Genomic DNA, 17,267 nt, shown 5'->3' with positions numbered 1-17,267 from the left:
GGAGTCGACAATACACCCATTGGAATCAATGCAGTATCGGCTCGCGCTCGTTTTTGACAAAGGTGACGGCGCGTTCGATGACACCTTTGTCAGCGAGAATGCGACGGTGGCCGAGCCCATCGGCCCAGTGCAGCCGCACATGGCTGCCGGCGCCGGCGTAGCGCCTGGCATGGTCGGCCGGAACTTCGCGATCGTCCGGCGCATGGATGACCAGCGTCGGCACCGGCGCTTCGGCCAATTGGCGGTCGCCGGTGAATTCGTGCAGCGGCCGGCCCGACAACCTTTTCACCTGATCGGCCATGGAAACCTGCGAACGCGGGCCGACGTTGAGCATGCGGCTGAAGTCGGCGAAGATCGCCGGCAGGGAACTTGGCGCGGCCACCAGCACCAGCCGCTCGGCCGCCACTGGGTGGATACCCCTGATCGAACCGGCAATGGCATTGGCGGCGACGGCGCCACCGAAGGAATGGCCGACGATCGCCTTGAACGGACCGAACCATTCGCTGGCGACCCTGACCGCCTCGACCGCATTGACCATGTTGAGATGCCGGCCCAGCGACTGGCCATGGCCCGGCAGGTCGAGCGAGGCGACCCGGTAGCCCACATCGCGAAAACCTTCGATCAGAGCGCGCATATATTCCGTGCGCGAACGCCAGCCATGGACGACCAGCACCGTGCCGGCGGACGCCCTGCCCGGCTCGGGCCGGAATTCGTGCACCATGACGCAGCCGGCCTTGGTCGTCAGCCGATGATGGCGCGCCTCGGCCATGAAGCCGGCGGCGCGGTCGACCGCACGCCGCTCGCCGTCGCTGAGCGCCTTCACGCTCGGCGTGCGGCAGAACAGTTCGAAGGCCGCGCGCCCGCTAAGACGCGGCGCCACAAGCTCGGCCGCGCCGAACACGCCCCGGATGACCTTCAGTCCAAATGATGCCATAGTGGCGATCCATCCATTCCGTTCAAGCATGAACATAATAGTTCAAACATGAACATTAAACAAGAGCTGCCCTGGGACAACCCGCGCTTTCGCAACTGGGTCGCGGTGGCGCGCGCCTGCCATGTGCTGGAGCGTGCGCTGGCGGTAAAGCTGGCGCCGCTGGATCTCAAGCCGGCGCAGCTCGACGTGCTGATGAACCTCTATCGCCATCCCGGCATGTCGCAGCACGATCTCGCCCGCAAACTGCTGGTCGGCCGCTCCAACATCACCATGCTGTTGCCGCAGCTCGAGGCGCGCGGCCTGCTGCGCCGCGAAGGCGATGAGAAGGACAAACGCGTGCTGCGGCTGACGCTTACCGAGGCCGGCACGGAGCTTTTGATGAAGGCGCTGAAGGTGCATATGGCGCTGATCGAAAAGGCGATGAGCCAGTCGACAGCGGAACAGTGCGATATGATCGGCGAACAGATGCGCAAGATCTATGACGTGCTGAAGGATACCTGAGCCGTTCGATCCACGCGCCTCCCACCTCACCACATCGTCTTCTTCGCCCGCTCCGGCCATTCCTTGTCGTAAGTACCGGCATCGATATTCTTGCGGCTGGTGACTTCCAGGATTGTTCCGGGTGTCGGCAGCGATTTCGGGTCGACGTGCTTTGCCGGGTTCCACAGCTCCGAGCGAACGATGGCGCGGGCGCACTGGAAATAGACCGAATCGACATCGACCACGGTGACCGAGCGCGCCGGCTTGCCTTCGACGGCGAAGGAGGCGCAAAGCGCGGCGTCGGTGGCGATGCGGGCGCGGCCGTTGACGCGCAGCGTCGTGCCCGAACCCGGCACAAGAAACAGCAGCCCGACGCGAGGATCGCGGATGATGTTCTTAAGCGAATCGGCGCGGTTGTTGCCGCGTCGGTCCGGCATCATCAGCGTTCTCGGGTCATGCATGCGCACAAAGCCGGCGAGATCGCCGCGCGGCGAACAGTCCAGCCCTTCCGGCCCGCTCGTCGCCAGAGCGACAAAAGGCGAGGCTTCGATGAAGGCGGCATATTCGGGAATGACGTGGTCGAGTTCCTTGATCGTCGACGCTTCGCCGGGCAGGCCGTAGAGGGCTTCGAGCTGTTCGACCGTGGTGATGTCAGACATTTTCCCGTCTCCGAACCTTTGCCGGCGTTACCCCCAGTCAATGACGTTTTGCGGACAGTGCCGACTAGCGGTCGCGGCTCAGTCCCTTCTCCTGGAGCTCGGCGAGATAGGCATTCCAGCGCGCGTCCTTTTCGTGGCCAAGCGTGTGCAGGTAATTCCAGGTGAAGATGCCGGTGTCGTGGAAATCGTCGAAGGTGATGCGCACGGCGTAGTTGCCGACCGGCTCGATCTTCAGGATAGCAACGTTACGCTTGCCGGGAACCGTCACCCGCTGGTCCGGCGAATGGCCCTGCACCTCGGCCGAGGGTGAAGCGACGCGCAGCAGTTCGGCCGGCAGTTCGAACGGCCGATGATCGGGAAAGGTGACGGACAGCAGTTTTCTGTCCTTCGAGACCCTGAGTTCCTTCGGCGCCGTCATTGTTCTGCATCCCGCATCAATCCGCCCTTCCCTACGCTGCTTCGCGCGAGCGGAAAAGGCCATTTGGACCCGGCCGACATCGGATGTCGGCCAGGGAATGTCACCAAAGATCGAGACCGGCTATCTTGAATGGCGGGTTGGATCGTATCACATAGCCGTATATAACGGCACCACTCGCAGCATTGGAAACGCTTGAACGCATGGACATGATCGATCCCTTCGGTCGCACGATCAGCTACTTGCGCGTGTCGGTCACCGACCGCTGCGATTTCCGCTGCACCTATTGCATGGCCGAGGACATGGCGTTCCTGCCCAAGAAGGACCTGCTGTCGCTCGAGGAACTCGACCGGCTCTGCACCGTCTTCATCGAAAAGGGCGTGCGCAAACTGCGCCTCACCGGCGGCGAGCCGCTGGTGCGCAAGAACATCATGCATCTGGTGCGCCAGTTGTCGCGGCACTTGAAGAGCGGCGCGCTGGAAGAGTTGACGCTGACCACCAATGGCTCGCAGCTGTCGCGCTTTGCCGCCGAGCTTGCCGATTGCGGTGTCGAGCGCATCAATGTCTCGCTCGACACGCTCGATGCCGACAAGTTCCACGCCATCACCCGCTGGGGCCATCTCGGCAAGGTCATGCAAGGCATCGATGCCGCGCAGGCGGCGGGGCTGAAGGTGAAGCTCAACGCCGTTGCGCTGAAGGACTTCAACGACGTCGAGCTGCCGGAGATGATGCGCTGGGCGCATGGCCGCGGCATGGACTTGACCGTCATCGAAACCATGCCGATGGGCGAGATCGACGCCGACCGGACCGACCAGTATCTGCCGCTGTCGCTGCTGCGCGCTTCGCTCGAGCGCCAGTTCACGCTGAGCGACATCCCCTACAAGACCGGCGGTCCGGCCCGCTACGTCCATGTCGCAGAGACCGGCGGCAGGCTGGGCTTCATCACGCCGATGACGCATAATTTCTGCGAAAGCTGCAACCGCGTGCGGCTGACCTGCACCGGCACGCTCTATATGTGCCTGGGCCAGGAGGATGCCGCCGACCTGCGCGCCCCGCTGCGTGCGTCCGAAGGCAACGAACTGGTCGCTGCTGCCATCGACGAAGCGATCGGCCGCAAGCCGAAAGGCCATGATTTCATCATCGACCGCCGCACCAGCCGCCCGTCGGTGTCGAGACATATGAGCGTCACCGGCGGCTGATTTTCTCCGCGATTGGTGCAAGGAATGTCTCCCATTGTCGGCTGGAGACATCGAATGAAGCGTCTTTCCATTGGATTGGCAGTTGCACTGATCGCGGCAGGCAGCGCCAATGCAGCGCCGTTCACCTACACCAATGCGCGCTTCGGCACGGTCTGCACCTTTCCCGACGACATCTTCACCGATCGCCAGCCCGAGCCGTACAATGGCGACGGACAGCAGTGGCTCAGCGCCGACGGCGCCAGCCTGATCTGCTCCGGTATTTTCAACGTCAGTGACGACACCCCAAAGAGCTTCGTCGCCGAGGAGAAGGCAATCAAGGAAGCGGGCTACCAGATCAGCTACAGCAAGACCGGCAAGAACTGGGCGGTGCTGTCGGGACTGAAGGATGGCAAGATTTTTTACGAACGGCGCCTGTTCGGCAAGGACGGCGTCATCCGCACCGTGCGGATCGACTATCCGCCGGCCGTTAAAGCGAAATACGATCCGCTGGTCGGCGCCATTGCCGGCAGCCTCAAAGGACCGTGAGCTTTTCGGACACACACCAGAAAAAGTCTCATGCGCATATAGCTGGCGGATTTACCGCAAGCGCGTTCGAGCCTAGATTCCTGGACATAGCGGCTCGTCGCTCGGTTTGGGGGAATACGACATGCGCACATTCTTACTTTCTCTTGCAATGCTTGGGTTTGCCGCCGCGCCGGCAGCAGCACAGTCCATCGGTGGCAGCTACACCGTCGCGGGCACCAATTTCGACGGCTCGAAATATGGCGGCGAAGCCACCATCACGCTGACCAGCGAGACCACCTGTACCATCCATTGGGAGACCGGCGGATCATCGTCGGACGGCATCTGCATGCGCAACGACGATGCCTTTTCCGCCGGCTATGTCATGGGCAAGGAAATCGGTCTTGTCGTCTACAAGGTAGAGGATGACGGCTCGCTGCACGGCCTGTGGACCATCGCCGGCAAGAACGGCAGCGGCACCGAGGTGCTGACGCCGAAATGAGCCTGCTGGTCATCCAGCCAGCCCTCTCAGGGATTTCTATTGGCCACGGGTGAAAATCCTTGGCCTATTTCTTTGACGTTGCTGTCTTGCCGCCGGCTGCTACAGGCTTGAGCGGTTCACCGTTTCGCCGAAACGTCGAACCGCTTTATTCTTTGTTTTCACGCAATTCCGGACGGAAAACCGTTTCACACTTTTCCTGGAATTGCTCTTGCAAAACCGGTAACGCCCTTGCCTCTTTCCCCAAACATTCGCGGCGCGCTGTGCATGATGGTGGCCATGATCGGCTTCACCCTCAACGACGCCATTACCAAGTTCTCGTCGGAATCGATGAACATGGCGCAAGTCATGCTGGTGCGGGGCGCCTTTGCGTCGCTGCTGGTCGGCCTGCTCGCCTGGCAGCAAGGTGCGCTCGCACGGCCGGGCTCGATGCTGCAGCCGCTGGTGGCGCTTCGCGTGGTCGCCGAGGCCGGCGCCACCGTCGCCTTCCTTGTCGCATTGGCGCATCTGCCGATCGCCAATGTCTCCGCGGTGCTGCAGGCGCTGCCGCTGGCGGTGACGATGGGGGCGGCACTCGTATTCAGCGAAGCGGTCGGCTGGCGGCGCTGGCTGGCGATCGCCGTTGGCTTCGGCGGCGTGCTGATCATCGTGCGGCCAGGCTTCGAAGGCTTCAGCGTCTATTCGCTGTACGCACTCGTCAGCGTCGCCTGTTGCGCAGTACGTGACCTCGCCACCAAGCGCATCCCGAGGGCTATCCCGACCTTGCTGGTGTCGACGGCAACGGCAATCGCCATGACCATCGTTGGCGCCGTGCTGCTGTCGCCGATGGGTGGCTGGACGCCGATGTCCGGCAAAGGCACGGCACTGTTGGCATTGGCGGCGGTGCTGGTGCTGATCGGCTACCAGTTCATCATCATGGCAATGCGGGCCGGCGACATCTCCTTCATTGCGCCATTCCGCTACACCGCCCTCTTTTGGTCGATGCTGCTTGGCCTCATCATCTTCGGCGATGTTCCCGACCTGCCGATGATCTTCGGCTCCGCCATCATCATCGGCTCCGGCCTCTACGCGCTCTATCGCGAGCGGGTCGCCGGCCGGCAAAAACCCGCAGCCGAAAGCGCTGGACCCGACATGGCGCCGGACGGCATATAGTTTGGCCATGAGCCAAGACATTGCAGGAATTATCCTGGCCGGAGGCCTGTCACGGCGCATGGGCGGCGGCGACAAGACTTTGCTGGCGCTTGGCGGGCGTCCGCTTCTCGACCATGTCGTTGCCCGCCTGGCGCCGCAGGTCGGATCGCTGGCGCTTAGCGCCAATGGTGACCCGGCGCGCTTCGCCGCGGCCGGTCTTCCGGTTCTCGCCGATATGGTCGAAGGCTATGCCGGACCGCTTGCCGGAATCCTCACCGGCCTCGAATGGGCGGCAGCGAATACCGCTTTCAAGGCATTGGCGACGGCCGCCGGCGACACCCCGTTCCTGCCGGTGGACCTGGTCGTGAGGCTGGCTGCGGCTGTTGACGAGCGACCAGGCTCGATTGCGGTTGCCGGTTCCGGCGGCCGGCAGCATCCGACCTTCGCGCTGTGGCCGCTCGGGCTGCGTGAGGCCTTGCGTCATTTCCTGATCGACGAGGACAACAGGCGCGTCTCCGCCTTCATCGAGCGGCACGACTGTGTCGAAGTGGAATTTCCGTTGCTGGCCCACGGCAGTGACGAGATCGACCCGTTCTTCAACATCAACACACCGCACGACCTTGCGGTGGCCGAGCGTCTGTTGCAGAGCATCGGCCCATGAACATCTTCGGCATCACCGGCTGGAAGAATTCCGGCAAGACCACACTGACCGAGAAGCTGGTCACAGAGCTCGTCCGGCGCGGCTGGACGGTGTCGACGGTCAAACACGCCCATCATGAGTTCGACATCGACAAGCCTGGCGCCGACAGCTTTCGCCACCGCCAGGCGGGCGCCACCGAAGTCGCGGTGGTGTCGGGCAAACGCTGGGCGCTGATGCATGAATTGCGCGGTGAGGACGAGCCGACGCTGGAGACGGTCCTGTCGCGGTTGGCCCCGTGCGACATCGTGCTGGTCGAAGGCTACAAGCGCGAGGCGCACAAAAAGATCGAGACCCGGCGGCGGGAGGCCAAGGACCGCTCGCCGCTGTCGGCCAACGACGGACATATCGTGGCGATTGCCGCCGACTTCGCGGTTACCGGCGAAAGCCTGCCTGTGTTCGATCTCGACGACTCGGGAGGGATAGCCGACTTCATCGAGCGCATGACCGGCCTCAAACCTTGAGGCCCCTGCCCTCGCCCGGGTCAGCCGCCCTCTTCAGCCGTTGCATTGTCTAAGCGCGTCGCGCCTGAACGGCCTCATGCGACGCTTCAGGTTGTTTTATTTATGCATGTCGTCGTCCCAAAACCGCTGCGCACTTTTGGGCGACATGCATTAACCCGGCGTCGGCATTGGCTGGACCCGCAAATCCCGCAAGCAACGGTTTTGCAGTTGCTTTTCTCCCGAAAACAGTGGGAGTATCGCGCCAGCGGGCGGTCAAAAGCACCGCCCCACAGAGCCGTTCCGGAACGACGGCCGGGAGCCATAAAGAGAGGACTATCATGCGTATTGCACTGCGTATCGCGCTCGCCGCATCGGCTGCGCTGCTGACGCTCGGCGTCGCCCAGGCTCAGGAAACGACCCTGAGAATCGGCACCGAAGGCGCCTACCCCCCATTCAACAACCTGACCTCCGACGGCCAGCTCGTGGGCTTCGACATCGACATCGCCAAGGCGCTCTGCGACGAGATGAAGGTCAAGTGCACCTTCGTCGCCCAGGATTGGGACGGCATCATTCCGGCCCTGCAGGCCGGCAAGTTCGACGCCATCGTCGCCTCGATGTCGATCACGCCGGAGCGCGCCGAGAAGGTCGACTTCACCCACAAATACTACAACACGCCGTCGGCGATCGCGGTACCCAAGGATTCGACCCTCAAGGGCGTGACCAAGGAAGACCTGGCCGGCAAGACCATCGGCGTCGCAACCACCACGACGCATTTCAATTATGCCTCGAAAACCTATACGGACAGCACGGTCAAGGGCTATCCGAGCAGCCCCGAAGAGCAGGCCGATCTCGCCAATGGCCGTCTCGACGCGATCGAGGACGATATCGTCGTGTTGCAACAGTTCCTGGATTCGCCTGATGGCGCCTGCTGCAAGATTCTCGGCCAGCCTTCGCCGCAGCCGGTCGATATCTTTGGACCGGGCGCCGGCATCGCCGTGCGCAAGGGCGAGACGGATCTGGTCAACAAGTTGAACAGCGCCATCGACGCAATCCGCGCCAACGGAAAGTACAAGGAAATCAACGACAAGTACTTCAAGTTCGACGTCTTCGGCGCCGAGTCCTGATCGTCTGAACAAGGCGGCAGGGGAAGTTTCCTCCTGCCGCCTTGGCCTGACAGAAGTGGAGACAAGACCCGTCAATGCCAAGCCAGAACATATGGATACTTCTCACTTGGGGACCCGATGGCTGGATTGACGATATTGCCTATGGCGCACTGGTCACCATTGCGCTCGCGCTGGCGACACTGCCGATCGGCCTGACGATCGGCTTTTTCGTCGCCTGGGCGAAACAATCCGAAGAGCCGTCGCTTCGCGTGGCTGCCAACATCTACACCACGGTGTTTCGCGGACTGCCGGAACTGGTGACGCTTTTCCTGTTCTTCTTCGGCATGCCGATCCTCTTGCAGTATGTCATCCGTCTGTTCAGGCCGGAAGCGACGGTCGATGTCGACAGCTTCCTCGCCGGCATGATCGTGCTGTCGCTGATCTTTTCGTCGTATTCCAGCGAAGTCTTCCTGTCGGCCTTTCGCGCCATTCCGAAGGGCCAGTATGAGGGCGGCTATGCGATCGGGCTGTCGAAATGGCAGACGATGCGCAAGGTGATCCTGCCGCAGCTGCTGCGCATCGCCTTCCCCGGCCTTGAGAATTGCTGGCTGAGCCTGCTCAAGGACACGGCCCTGGTGTCGGTCGTCAACCTGGCTGAAACCTTGCGCAACGCCGGCGTGGCGGCCCGTGTCACCAAACATTCCTTCCTGTTCTACAGCGTCGCGGCGATGGTGTTCCTTATCCTTGCCATCCTGTCGTCGATCGCCACCGGCTTCATCCTGCGTTCGCTCGGGAGGAGGGAGGCACGATGAGCGTCGTGACGCGCGCCGCCGTCGACATCGAGAAGCCACCACCACGGGCGCGAGGCTGGCCGCGGGCCCGTATCGTCGGCTACGCGCTGGTCGGCTTCTGGATCCTGTTCGGCATCGGCATCGCCGTCTATCTGGTTTACGCTTGGAATGGCGAGTTCTTCGCCAGATACGCGCCGGCCTATCTGCAGGGCTTGGGAACCACGCTTGCGCTGGTGGCCATCTCGATGGTGCTCGGCGCGCTTTTTTCGCTGCCCGTCACCTATGCCCGCATGTCGAAGAACCGCTATCTGTCCGTCCTGGCCTATTGCTACGTCTACTTCTTCCGCGGCACGCCGCTGCTGGTCCAGGTCTATCTCGTCTATTACGGCCTGGGCTCATTCCGGGTGCAGCTCGAATCCGTCGGGCTGTGGTGGTTCTTCCGCGACGCCTTCAATTGCGGTGTGTTCGCCTTCGCGCTCAACACCGCCGCCTACCAGGCCGAAATCCTGCGCGGCGCCATCGAGAGTGTTCCGAGGGGCCAATGGGAGGGCGCTGCTTCGCTCGGCCTGCACAAGCTGCAGACGCTGCGCAAGGTCATCCTGCCGCAAGCGTTTATCGTGGCGCTCCGACCCTACGGCAACGAGCTCGTCTTGATGATCAAGGCCTCTGCCATCGTTGCCATCATCACCGTCTATGATTTGATGGGCAACGCGAAGCTCGCCTACGCCAAGTCCTTCGACTTCCAGGCCTATGTCTGGGTCGCCATCGTCTATCTGGTGATGGTCGAGATCCTGCGCCACGGCGTCGAATGGATCGAGCGACGGATCACCATTCATCTGATCCGCTGAGCGGTCGGCTGTACCAGTCGATCGGCTCATGCGCGTCTTGACGAATTGTGTGCAGTGCCTAGAGCTTGCGCTGACAATTTCGCTTTCATCTGAAGGGCAAACCCATGGCATCTGTGGCATTTCTCGGTCTTGGCGTGATGGGCTATCCCATGGCCGGGCACCTCAGGAACAAAGGTGGCCATGAGGTCACCGTCTACAACCGCACCGCAGCGAAAGCCGAGCAATGGGTTGCCCAGCATGGCGGCAAGCTTGCTTTGACGCCGGCAGAGGCCGCAGAGGGCCAGGATTTCGTCTTCTCCTGCGTCGGCAATGACGACGATCTGCGCTCGGTGACGACCGGGGCCGATGGCGCCTTCGCCGCGATAAAAAAAGGCTCCGTTTTCATCGACAACACCACCGCCTCGGCCGAAGTCGCGCGCGAACTGGCCGACGCCGCTGAAAAGGCCGGCTTTTCCTTCCTCGACGCGCCGGTTTCCGGCGGGCAGGCGGGCGCCGAGAACGGCGTGCTGACGGTGATGGTCGGCGGCGAGCAGGCTGCCTTCGACAAGGCCAGGCCGGTCATCGACGCCTTTGCCCGGATGGTCGGGCTGATGGGTCCGTCGGGCGCCGGCCAGCTCACCAAGATGATCAATCAGATCACCATTGCCGGGCTGGTGCAGGGACTGGCCGAAGGCATCCACTTCGGCAAGAGGGCCGGGCTCGATATCGAGAAGGTCATCGAAGTCATCTCCAAGGGCGCTGCCGGGTCCTGGCAGATGGAGAACCGCCACAAGACGATGAATGCCGGTAAATATGATTTCGGCTTTGCCGTCGACTGGATGCGCAAGGATCTCGGCATCTGCCTCGATGAAGCCGACCGCAATGGCGCGAGACTGCCGGTGACCGCCCTTGTCGACCAGTTCTACAAGGATGTGCAGGCGATGGGCGGCAAGCGCTGGGACACCTCGTCCCTGCTGGCGCGCCTGGAAAAATAGGCGTTCGCAATGGCCGAGCTTTCGCCCCAATCGAGCGCCGATGAGATCGTCGCCCATTTGCGCTCGATCGGCACGGAGAACAATCGCCGCGGTATGCTGCGCTACGGCATCAAGATCGAGCGCGCGCTCGGCATCTCGCATGGCATGCAGCGGCAGATCGCCAAAAAGATCAAGCGCAACCACGAGCGTGCTTTCGAGCTTTGGCAGACCGGCATCATGGAGGCGCAGTTCATCGCTTCCGTCACGGCCGACCCGAAGCGCTTCTCAGCCGCGGATGCACGACAATGGGCCGCGTCCTTCGATTCCTGGGATATCGTCGACGGCGTCTCCGATCTCTTCGTCGACACGGACGCCTGGAAGGAGCTGATTGAAGAGTTCGCGGCGGACGAGCGCGAGTTCGTTCGACGCACGGCCTTTGCCATGATGGCGTGGTCCGTCGTGCACCGGAAGCAGGAGCCGGTGGCGACTTTCCTCGGCTTCCTGCCGATCATCGAAGCGCATGCCGCCGACAGCCGCAATTTCGTGAAGAAGGCGGCAAACTGGGCGCTTCGTTCGATCGGCAAGCGATCGTTGGAGATGCACGGTGCTGCCCTTGCCGTGGCCGAACGGCTGGCCCAGTCGACCGACAAGACGGCTCGCTGGATTGGCAAGGACGCCGTACGGGAACTCACCAATGCCAAGATCATCGAGCGGATCGCCGCCAGAAAAGGCTGACCTGGCAACCCGTTTGCCGACGCAACCTGGCCGCCGGCTCTCGCCGACATATGATGCGGCTCAAGCGTTGACGCAACTGGCCAGGACGTCTTTACTCGGCCTATGACCAAACATCTCCAATCGACCCTCGCGCTTGCAGCCGCGTTGTTGACAGCCGGTACCTTCGACGCCTCAGCGCAAACCGCGCGCATCTTCTGGAAAGATCTGCGTCCTGCGACGCAGGCGGTGGCCGAAGATGCCGGCCTGCCGATGATTGCGGCAAAACTGCCCGATCGTGGCGAGACATTGTCGCTCAACCTGCAGGACAAGACCGTACAATTAGCCGGCTATGCATTGCCGGTCGACCGTGATGGCGATCTCGTCTACCAGTTCCTGCTGGTGCCGTGGACAGGCGCTTGCAGCCACATGCCGACGCCGCCGCCCAACCAGATCGTGCTGGTGACGCCGTCCCGTCCCTACAAGATGTCGCAGGCCTATGAGTCGGTTGCCGTGACCGGCGCCTTGCGGCCCGGCTTGGAGAAGAGCCAGTTGTTCATTCTCGACGGCGTCAGCATCATCCAGTCCGGCTACACCGTACGCAAAGCCGATGTGGTGGCAGTCGACACGGTGCCGGACACGATCACGCTGCCGGTCAACTCGCCCTGGAGTTTCCTCAACAAAAAGAAAAACTAAGCGCCGCCTGCTTGTGCAGCGTCACCGCCCAGTCACGGACAACCGCGCTCAGGCAGCGTTGGCGCCGGATTCCTTGTCCAGCAGCATGTAGTCGAGCGGCATTTCGGTCGTGTACTTGATCTGCTCCATGGCGAAGGACGACGATACGTCGCGGATCTCGATCTTGGCGATCAGCCGCTTGTAGAAGGCGTCATAGGCGGCGATGTCGGGCACCACGACGCGCAGGAGATAGTCGACGTCGCCGCTCATGCGGTAGAATTCGACCACTTCGGGAAATTCCTGGATGACTTCCGAGAAACGCCGCAGCCATTCATGGCTGTGCGAATTGGTGCGGATCGACACGAAGACGGTGACGCGCACATTGACCTTTTCGTGGTCGAGGATGGCGACGCGCCGCTTGATGACGCCCTCTTCCTCCAGCTTCTGGATGCGGCGCCAGCACGGCGTCGTCGACAGGCCGACTTTCTTGGCGACATCCGCAACCGCGAGCGTCGCGTCCTCCTGCAGGAGGCGGAGAATTTTTCTGTCGAGGCGATCCATTGAGGTGCTCCTGATGCAGGCCGCGTTCCCTCGGGCGCGACGCGCTTTGGGAATAGATTGGCTATACTCCCTCTTATTTCGACCTTTAACAAGAAAGAAATTCTGCCGGATGGCACAAAAGCGAGTGATATCTTGCTTAAAGTCTAATCTATGCGATAGCGGATTTCCGATCTCAGAAACGGCAGCAAATCCATTTCAAACCATGGATTCTGCTTCAGCCATCCTGAGTTGCGCCATGACGGGTGTGGCAGCGGCAGCACTTTCGGGCTGGCCAGCGCATCCCAGATGGTGCGCCAGTCCTTCACGGTTTCGGTCAGCGACGGCCGGCGCGTGGCGCCCATATGCCAGGATTGCGCGTAGGAGCCGATTGTCAAGACGAGGTCGATCTGCGGCATCAGCGCCATCAGCGGCGCGCGCCAGGCCAGCGCGCATTCTCGGCGCGGCGGCAGGTCGCCGCCCTTTGCGTCCTGGCCGGGGAAGCAGAACCCCATCGGCACGATGGCGAATCTTTCCGTGTCGTAGAATTCCTCGCTGGTTACGCCCAGCCAGCTTCGCAAGCGGTCGCCGGACGCGTCGGTGAACGGCATGCCCGACAAATGCACCTTTGTGCCTGGCGCCTGGCCGGCGAGCAGGATGCAGGCGCTGGATGATGGCAGCAGCACCGGGCGCGGCTCGTGCGGCAGTGGCCTGCCGACTGGAGTGTCGACGCAGATGCGGCAGGCGCGGACCTTTGCCGTCAGGCGTTCGAGTTCCGCCTCCATCAGGCGGAAGCGCTCGGGCGACTGGAGACGGCGCTGTACCAGCGCAGCACGTTGGTGCACTCGTCCGGCACTTTGATGCGCGCCGGTTTCATGAAATCCATGGCGATCATGCCGGTGATATCGGCGATCGAATAGGCGTCAGCGGCGGCGAATTCGCGGTTTGCCAGTTCGGGCTCGAGCAGGTTCAGGAATTCAACCGCTTTCGCCTTGTTGGCCTCGCCCCATTCGGGGATCTGCGGAATTTCCCATTCCTTCATCGCCGGATGGATGTGGCGAAAAGCCTGGGCGACGCAGCTAAGCAGATTGAACTCCATGCGCCTTTGCCACATCTCGACCTTGGCCTTGCCGAGCGCGCCTTGCCCGAACAGCGCCGGTTCGGGATGCAGTTCCTCGAAATAGCGGCAGATGGCGACGGATTCGGTGAGGATGGTGCCGTCGTCGAGCTCCAGCACCGGCAGCCGCTGCAGCGGGTTGCGCGACCTGACCGGCTCCTGTTTGTGCCCCATCGCACTCATATCGACCGGCACCAGCGGCACTGCGATGCCCTTTTCGGCGAGGAAAACCCGTACTCGCCGCGGGTTGGGGGCGCGGCCGCCGTCGAACAGTTTCATGCTTATCCTCCCGATCTGGTCCTTCAACTATAGTGCTCGTCACCAGAAGCGAAACATCTCTCGCAAGGCGTCACCGACCGAAGCCAGGGTGCCGTGCTTTCTTTCGAGCGGGCCGCCGTGGTGGCTTTCGCGCCAGTCTTGCGGCTGATCGAAAGTGCCGGCCCAGATGCCAACCTTGCCGGCGCGGGCAATGGCCTGCTCGGTGTCGAAATCGCCATAGGCAATTGCCCAGCCGGCCTCAACCTGGGCCCGGTTGAGATCCTTTCCACCGGCCTTGCAATCGCCGAGCAGGCGGCCGTAGCGGTCGCGCTGCCAGCCGCTGCAGGTCACCGGATTTCCTGATATCAGCCGCACCAGCGCCTGGCGCGCCAGCCTGCCGCAGGCGTAGTCTGCGCCATCCCTACGGCAGATCTGCTGGTATTCCGGAGCGTCGATGCCGCGCATGCGGATACGTTCGGTGCCAAGAGTGAGTGAATCGCCATCGTTGACGATCGCCACCCCTTGCGCCTTGCGCGTCTCGAAACGGTCGAGGCGTGCGGCGAGCAGGATCAGCAGGCCGAGCAGAATGACCGTCAGCGCGTAATCCAGCAGCTTGCGCCACAGGCTTCGCGGCGGCGGCGGATAGTATCGCCGGCGCGGCCTTGGCGACCACGAACGGCTCATATGGCAAACAGTCTCTTAATCATTCGAACGTAGCTTAACGAATTGAGATCGCTGCGCGCATAAATCGAAGTTTCCATGCCTCTGCTACGCTCGAACACAGCGGATAAATTCATTGTGGACCGCCGGAAACCGCACCGCAACAGCGATGTGGCGCGCGCGGTGCGCAAGACGCGGGACCGTCTTTCGCAGCAGGTCGGCAATCTCGACTTCGACCGTGAACTGCTGAAGCTGCATGCCGGGACCATGGTGCGCGGCGCAGCCGTCATCCCACTGCTGGTGTTGGCGGTCGCGGCGGCCGGGCTGCTGGCCGGTGTGGACAAACAGATCAGCGTCTGGGCGCTGTTCACCCTGATCTGCTATTCGATCGTCGCCTTCATGGCGCGCCGCGTCGAGCGCACCGAAGCCGCCGAGCTCAATCCTGTTCGCACCCGCAGGGATTTCCTGATCGGACATTCGCTGTGCGGCCTCGGCTGGGCGTGGTTCGCATGGCTCGGCTGCGCCACCTGCCAGATCGACCAGTTCCAGGCCGCCAAGGCGGTGGTGCTGCTGCTGGCCATGGCGGCGACCGCTATCATGGCGTCGTCCTTGCGCGGCTCTCTGCTTGCCACCTTCGTCGTTCCGGTGGCGGTCTATGCCTATGCTGAAACGAAATTTTGGGTGCCGGTCGGGACGATCATGGTCGCCCTGCTGGTCGCGGCATTGCCGTTCTTTGCCTATATCGCGCGCCATCTCAACCGCTCGTCGCTGATACTTCTGTCCTTCCGCTCCGAAAAGGACGCGCTGCTCGCCGAGGTGGAGACAGCGAAATCAATGTCGGACGAAGCTCGTCGGCGGGCCGAAGACGCCAATCTGGCGAAGTCGCGCTTCCTTGCTTCTATGAGCCATGAGCTGAGGACGCCCCTCAACGCCATTCTCGGGTTTTCCGAGGTGATGGCCAATGAGGTGCTCGGGCCGATGAGCAACCCCACCTATCGCGACTACGCCCGCGACGTGCACGATTCCGGCCAGCATCTGCTCGACCTGATCAACGAAATCCTTGATCTGTCGCGCATCGAGGCCGGCCGCTATCAGCTCAACGAAGAGCCGGTGATGCTGCTCAACATCGCCGAAGATTGCTGCCACATGATGGAATTGAAGGCGCGCAACAAGGACATCCGCATCGTCCAGGATTTCGAAAGTGCCCTGCCGCGGCTGTTCGCCGACGAGCGCGCGGTGCGGCAGATCACGCTCAACCTCCTGTCCAACGCCATCAAATTCACCGCCACCGGCGGCGAAGTTCGCGTGCGCGTCGGCTGGACGGCGGGCGGCGGCCAGTACATTTCGGTCAAGGACAATGGGCCGGGCATACCGGAAGACGAAATCCCGATCGTGCTGTCCGCCTTCGGCCAGGGCTCGATCGCCATCAAGAGCGCCGAACAAGGCACCGGGCTCGGACTGCCGATTGTGCAGGGCCTGCTCGCCATGCATGGCGGCGAATTCGAACTTCAGTCGAAATTGCGCGAAGGCACCGAGGCAATCGCCATCTTCCCGCTCGCCCGAGTGATGGAGGAACTGCCGGCGCTGCCAACCAAGACCGTGGCGGCGGCCCGCCGACGTTGACAGCTTGTTCTAGGCTTTGACCGCCGCCGCCATGCCCGAACTGGTAAGCGCCGCCGCCTTGACCAGACCGGCGGCAAGGGCGGCCCCTGCCCCTTCGCCGTGGCTGATGCCGAGATCGAACAGCGGCCTGAGGCCGAGCCGCTCGGCGGCAAGCCTTTGGCCGGGTTCGGGCGACTGGCTGGCCAGCAGGCAATGGTCGAGCGCACCCGGGTTGGCGGCATGCAGCACGGCAGCGGCAGCGGTCGCGGCGAAGCCGTCGAGCAGCACCGGGATTTTTTGCATCCGGGCGGCGAGGATGGCGCCGGCAATGGCCGCAAACTCGCGGCCACCGACCCGGCGCAGTGCTTGCAGGGGGTCCTTCAGAGCCGCACCATGCAAAGCGACGGCTGCATCGACTACATCAGCCTTGCGCGCCTGCATGGCCGCGTCGGCGCCCGAGGCGGGGCCGACCCAGTCGGCGCCGCTGCCACCGAACAGGGCAGCGCACAAGGCCGCCGCAACGGTGGAGTTGCCGACGCCGAGATCGCCGAGGCAAATCAGATCGGCGCCACCGGCGATGGCTTCCATCCCGAAGGCCATGGTGGCGGCGCAGCCGCGTTCGTCGAGGGCGGCGTCCTCGGTGATGTCGGCGGTCGCAATGTGCAGCGCCAGATCGAACACCTTGAGGCCAAGATTGTTGGCGACGCAGATCTGGTTGATTGCCGCACCGCCGGCAGCGCACAGCTCAACGGCGTTGGCGGTCGCAGCGACAGGGCGCGGCGAGATGCCGTGGCGGGCCACGCCATGGTTGCCGGCGAAGATCGCCACCAGGGGCCGGTTCACCGCCGGCGGGGCGCGCCCGCTCCAGGCAGCAAGCCAGGCGGCGATGTCCTCGATACGGCCAAGCGAGGCTTTCGGCTTGTCGGCCTTGGAAAACAGGGTGCGCACCCTGTTTTACACGACTGTATCGGCCGGCGGCAGGCGGGCCCGCCGATTGGGAAAATAGTCGAAGGGGAGCGCGCGGGTGATGTGGGTCCAGAACATCACCAGTGGG

General features: G+C 62.8%; 21 protein-coding genes and 1 pseudogene. 14 read left to right on the top strand and 8 right to left on the bottom strand.

The genetic code is table 11. The features are described 5' to 3' along the window. Positions 1–25: 25 nt before the first annotated feature. Positions 26–934, bottom strand: a complete 909-nt coding sequence (locus NKI10_RS24455; RefSeq protein WP_352597224.1) for an alpha/beta hydrolase — start codon at positions 932–934, stop codon at positions 26–28. A gap of 48 nt (positions 935–982) precedes the next feature. Between NKI10_RS24455 and NKI10_RS24450 the strand changes: the two genes are divergently transcribed. After that, entirely contained in the window at positions 983–1,435 is a 453-nt protein-coding gene (locus NKI10_RS24450) for a MarR family winged helix-turn-helix transcriptional regulator (RefSeq protein ID WP_023668997.1), read from the top strand. Between the two features lie 26 nt (positions 1,436–1,461). On the opposite strand, the gene NKI10_RS24445 is transcribed toward NKI10_RS24450, so the two are convergent. After that, positions 1,462–2,073 (bottom strand): pyridoxamine 5'-phosphate oxidase family protein, encoded by a 612-nt coding sequence (locus NKI10_RS24445; RefSeq protein ID WP_023726591.1) that lies wholly within the window; start codon positions 2,071–2,073, stop codon positions 1,462–1,464. A gap of 64 nt (positions 2,074–2,137) precedes the next feature. Beyond that, complete coding sequence (locus NKI10_RS24440; RefSeq protein WP_023668999.1) at positions 2,138–2,491, bottom strand: gamma-butyrobetaine hydroxylase family protein; 354 nt, start codon at positions 2,489–2,491, stop codon at positions 2,138–2,140. Positions 2,492–2,691: 200 nt separating this feature from the next. Between NKI10_RS24440 and moaA the strand changes: the two genes are divergently transcribed. From moaA to NKI10_RS24380, 12 genes are all read left to right on the top strand, one after another. Next, entirely contained in the window at positions 2,692–3,687 is a 996-nt protein-coding gene (gene moaA, locus NKI10_RS24435) for a GTP 3',8-cyclase MoaA (RefSeq protein ID WP_031193366.1), read from the top strand. 54 nt (positions 3,688–3,741) lie between these two features. Beyond that, complete coding sequence (locus tag NKI10_RS24430) at positions 3,742–4,212, top strand: hypothetical protein (RefSeq protein ID WP_023726592.1); 471 nt, start codon at positions 3,742–3,744, stop codon at positions 4,210–4,212. Between the two features lie 121 nt (positions 4,213–4,333). Continuing rightward, positions 4,334–4,690 carry a hypothetical protein gene (locus NKI10_RS24425; protein ID WP_023669002.1) on the top strand — a complete coding sequence of 119 codons (357 nt, stop codon included), beginning with the start codon at positions 4,334–4,336 and terminating at the stop codon, positions 4,688–4,690. A gap of 228 nt (positions 4,691–4,918) precedes the next feature. Next, positions 4,919–5,839: a DMT family transporter gene (locus NKI10_RS24420; protein ID WP_352543587.1), complete on the top strand. Its 921-nt coding sequence runs from the start codon at positions 4,919–4,921 to the stop codon at positions 5,837–5,839. 7 nt (positions 5,840–5,846) lie between these two features. After that, positions 5,847–6,479, top strand: a complete 633-nt coding sequence (mobA, locus tag NKI10_RS24415) for a molybdenum cofactor guanylyltransferase MobA (protein ID WP_352862159.1) — start codon at positions 5,847–5,849, stop codon at positions 6,477–6,479. Continuing rightward, positions 6,476–6,979 (top strand): molybdopterin-guanine dinucleotide biosynthesis protein B, encoded by a 504-nt coding sequence (gene mobB / locus NKI10_RS24410; protein WP_023714210.1) that lies wholly within the window; start codon positions 6,476–6,478, stop codon positions 6,977–6,979. The genes mobA and mobB overlap by 4 nt, the downstream gene beginning before the upstream one ends. 317 nt (positions 6,980–7,296) lie before the next feature. Next, positions 7,297–8,082, top strand: a complete 786-nt coding sequence (locus NKI10_RS24405; protein ID WP_023688509.1) for an ABC transporter substrate-binding protein — start codon at positions 7,297–7,299, stop codon at positions 8,080–8,082. A 74-nt stretch (positions 8,083–8,156) separates the two neighbouring features. Further along, a complete protein-coding gene (locus tag NKI10_RS24400) occupies positions 8,157–8,873 on the top strand; it encodes an ABC transporter permease (RefSeq protein WP_023669007.1) in 717 nt (238 codons plus the stop codon). Further along, positions 8,870–9,700 carry an ABC transporter permease gene (locus tag NKI10_RS24395; RefSeq protein ID WP_023688511.1) on the top strand — a complete coding sequence of 277 codons (831 nt, stop codon included), beginning with the start codon at positions 8,870–8,872 and terminating at the stop codon, positions 9,698–9,700. The genes NKI10_RS24400 and NKI10_RS24395 overlap by 4 nt, the downstream gene beginning before the upstream one ends. A gap of 104 nt (positions 9,701–9,804) precedes the next feature. After that, a complete protein-coding gene (locus NKI10_RS24390; protein ID WP_352862158.1) occupies positions 9,805–10,674 on the top strand; it encodes an NAD(P)-dependent oxidoreductase in 870 nt (289 codons plus the stop codon). A 9-nt stretch (positions 10,675–10,683) separates the two neighbouring features. Next, positions 10,684–11,388, top strand: coding sequence for a DNA alkylation repair protein (locus NKI10_RS24385; protein WP_352862157.1), 705 nt, complete (start codon positions 10,684–10,686; stop codon positions 11,386–11,388). A gap of 102 nt (positions 11,389–11,490) precedes the next feature. Next, a complete protein-coding gene (locus NKI10_RS24380) occupies positions 11,491–12,060 on the top strand; it encodes a DUF3299 domain-containing protein (RefSeq protein ID WP_352626180.1) in 570 nt (189 codons plus the stop codon). 48 nt (positions 12,061–12,108) lie between these two features. On the opposite strand, the gene NKI10_RS24375 is transcribed toward NKI10_RS24380, so the two are convergent. From NKI10_RS24375 to NKI10_RS24360, 4 genes are all read right to left on the bottom strand, one after another. Then, a complete protein-coding gene (locus NKI10_RS24375) occupies positions 12,109–12,600 on the bottom strand; it encodes an Lrp/AsnC family transcriptional regulator (protein ID WP_023669013.1) in 492 nt (163 codons plus the stop codon). Positions 12,601–12,743: 143 nt separating this feature from the next. Then, positions 12,744–13,361 (bottom strand): uracil-DNA glycosylase family protein, encoded by a 618-nt coding sequence (locus tag NKI10_RS24370; RefSeq protein ID WP_352862193.1) that lies wholly within the window; start codon positions 13,359–13,361, stop codon positions 12,744–12,746. Beyond that, positions 13,361–13,972 carry a glutathione S-transferase gene (locus NKI10_RS24365; protein ID WP_352862156.1) on the bottom strand — a complete coding sequence of 204 codons (612 nt, stop codon included), beginning with the start codon at positions 13,970–13,972 and terminating at the stop codon, positions 13,361–13,363. Before NKI10_RS24365 ends, NKI10_RS24370 begins: the two co-directional genes overlap by 1 nt. A gap of 39 nt (positions 13,973–14,011) precedes the next feature. Then, on the bottom strand, positions 14,012–14,635 hold the full coding sequence (locus tag NKI10_RS24360; protein ID WP_023750711.1) for a thermonuclease family protein: 624 nt from the start codon (positions 14,633–14,635) through the stop codon (positions 14,012–14,014). Positions 14,636–14,710: 75 nt separating this feature from the next. Here NKI10_RS24360 and NKI10_RS24355 point away from each other — a divergent pair, with 75 nt between their 5' ends. Next, positions 14,711–16,234, top strand: coding sequence for a sensor histidine kinase (locus NKI10_RS24355; protein WP_023825547.1), 1,524 nt, complete (start codon positions 14,711–14,713; stop codon positions 16,232–16,234). A 9-nt stretch (positions 16,235–16,243) separates the two neighbouring features. Here NKI10_RS24355 and NKI10_RS24350 read toward each other — a convergent pair. Beyond that, positions 16,244–17,242: pseudogene (locus NKI10_RS24350) on the bottom strand (nicotinate-nucleotide--dimethylbenzimidazole phosphoribosyltransferase). Positions 17,243–17,267: the final 25 nt, after the last annotated feature.

It is taken from the genome of Mesorhizobium sp. M0802, assembly GCF_040320115.1.
Classification (GTDB): Bacteria; Pseudomonadota; Alphaproteobacteria; order Rhizobiales; family Rhizobiaceae; genus Mesorhizobium.
The sequence above is the reverse complement of the archived record's forward strand: the minus strand, read 5'-3'. Positions and strand labels throughout refer to the sequence as shown.

Coding starts and splice junctions, on each gene's coding strand:
- NKI10_RS24455 (WP_352597224.1), bottom strand. CDS start 934: ATGGCATCATTTGGACTGAAGGTCATCCGGGGCGTGTTCGGCGCGGCC.
- NKI10_RS24450 (WP_023668997.1), top strand. CDS start 983: ATGAACATTAAACAAGAGCTGCCCTGGGACAACCCGCGCTTTCGCAAC.
- NKI10_RS24445 (WP_023726591.1), bottom strand. CDS start 2,073: ATGTCTGACATCACCACGGTCGAACAGCTCGAAGCCCTCTACGGCCTG.
- NKI10_RS24440 (WP_023668999.1), bottom strand. CDS start 2,491: ATGACGGCGCCGAAGGAACTCAGGGTCTCGAAGGACAGAAAACTGCTG.
- moaA (WP_031193366.1), top strand. CDS start 2,692: ATGGACATGATCGATCCCTTCGGTCGCACGATCAGCTACTTGCGCGTG.
- NKI10_RS24430 (WP_023726592.1), top strand. CDS start 3,742: ATGAAGCGTCTTTCCATTGGATTGGCAGTTGCACTGATCGCGGCAGGC.
- NKI10_RS24425 (WP_023669002.1), top strand. CDS start 4,334: ATGCGCACATTCTTACTTTCTCTTGCAATGCTTGGGTTTGCCGCCGCG.
- mobA (WP_352862159.1), top strand. CDS start 5,847: ATGAGCCAAGACATTGCAGGAATTATCCTGGCCGGAGGCCTGTCACGG.
- mobB (WP_023714210.1), top strand. CDS start 6,476: ATGAACATCTTCGGCATCACCGGCTGGAAGAATTCCGGCAAGACCACA.
- NKI10_RS24405 (WP_023688509.1), top strand. CDS start 7,297: ATGCGTATTGCACTGCGTATCGCGCTCGCCGCATCGGCTGCGCTGCTG.
- NKI10_RS24400 (WP_023669007.1), top strand. CDS start 8,157: ATGCCAAGCCAGAACATATGGATACTTCTCACTTGGGGACCCGATGGC.
- NKI10_RS24395 (WP_023688511.1), top strand. CDS start 8,870: ATGAGCGTCGTGACGCGCGCCGCCGTCGACATCGAGAAGCCACCACCA.
- NKI10_RS24390 (WP_352862158.1), top strand. CDS start 9,805: ATGGCATCTGTGGCATTTCTCGGTCTTGGCGTGATGGGCTATCCCATG.
- NKI10_RS24385 (WP_352862157.1), top strand. CDS start 10,684: ATGGCCGAGCTTTCGCCCCAATCGAGCGCCGATGAGATCGTCGCCCAT.
- NKI10_RS24380 (WP_352626180.1), top strand. CDS start 11,491: ATGACCAAACATCTCCAATCGACCCTCGCGCTTGCAGCCGCGTTGTTG.
- NKI10_RS24375 (WP_023669013.1), bottom strand. CDS start 12,600: ATGGATCGCCTCGACAGAAAAATTCTCCGCCTCCTGCAGGAGGACGCG.
- NKI10_RS24370 (WP_352862193.1), bottom strand. CDS start 13,361: ATGGAGGCGGAACTCGAACGCCTGACGGCAAAGGTCCGCGCCTGCCGC.
- NKI10_RS24365 (WP_352862156.1), bottom strand. CDS start 13,972: ATGAAACTGTTCGACGGCGGCCGCGCCCCCAACCCGCGGCGAGTACGG.
- NKI10_RS24360 (WP_023750711.1), bottom strand. CDS start 14,635: ATGAGCCGTTCGTGGTCGCCAAGGCCGCGCCGGCGATACTATCCGCCG.
- NKI10_RS24355 (WP_023825547.1), top strand. CDS start 14,711: ATGCCTCTGCTACGCTCGAACACAGCGGATAAATTCATTGTGGACCGC.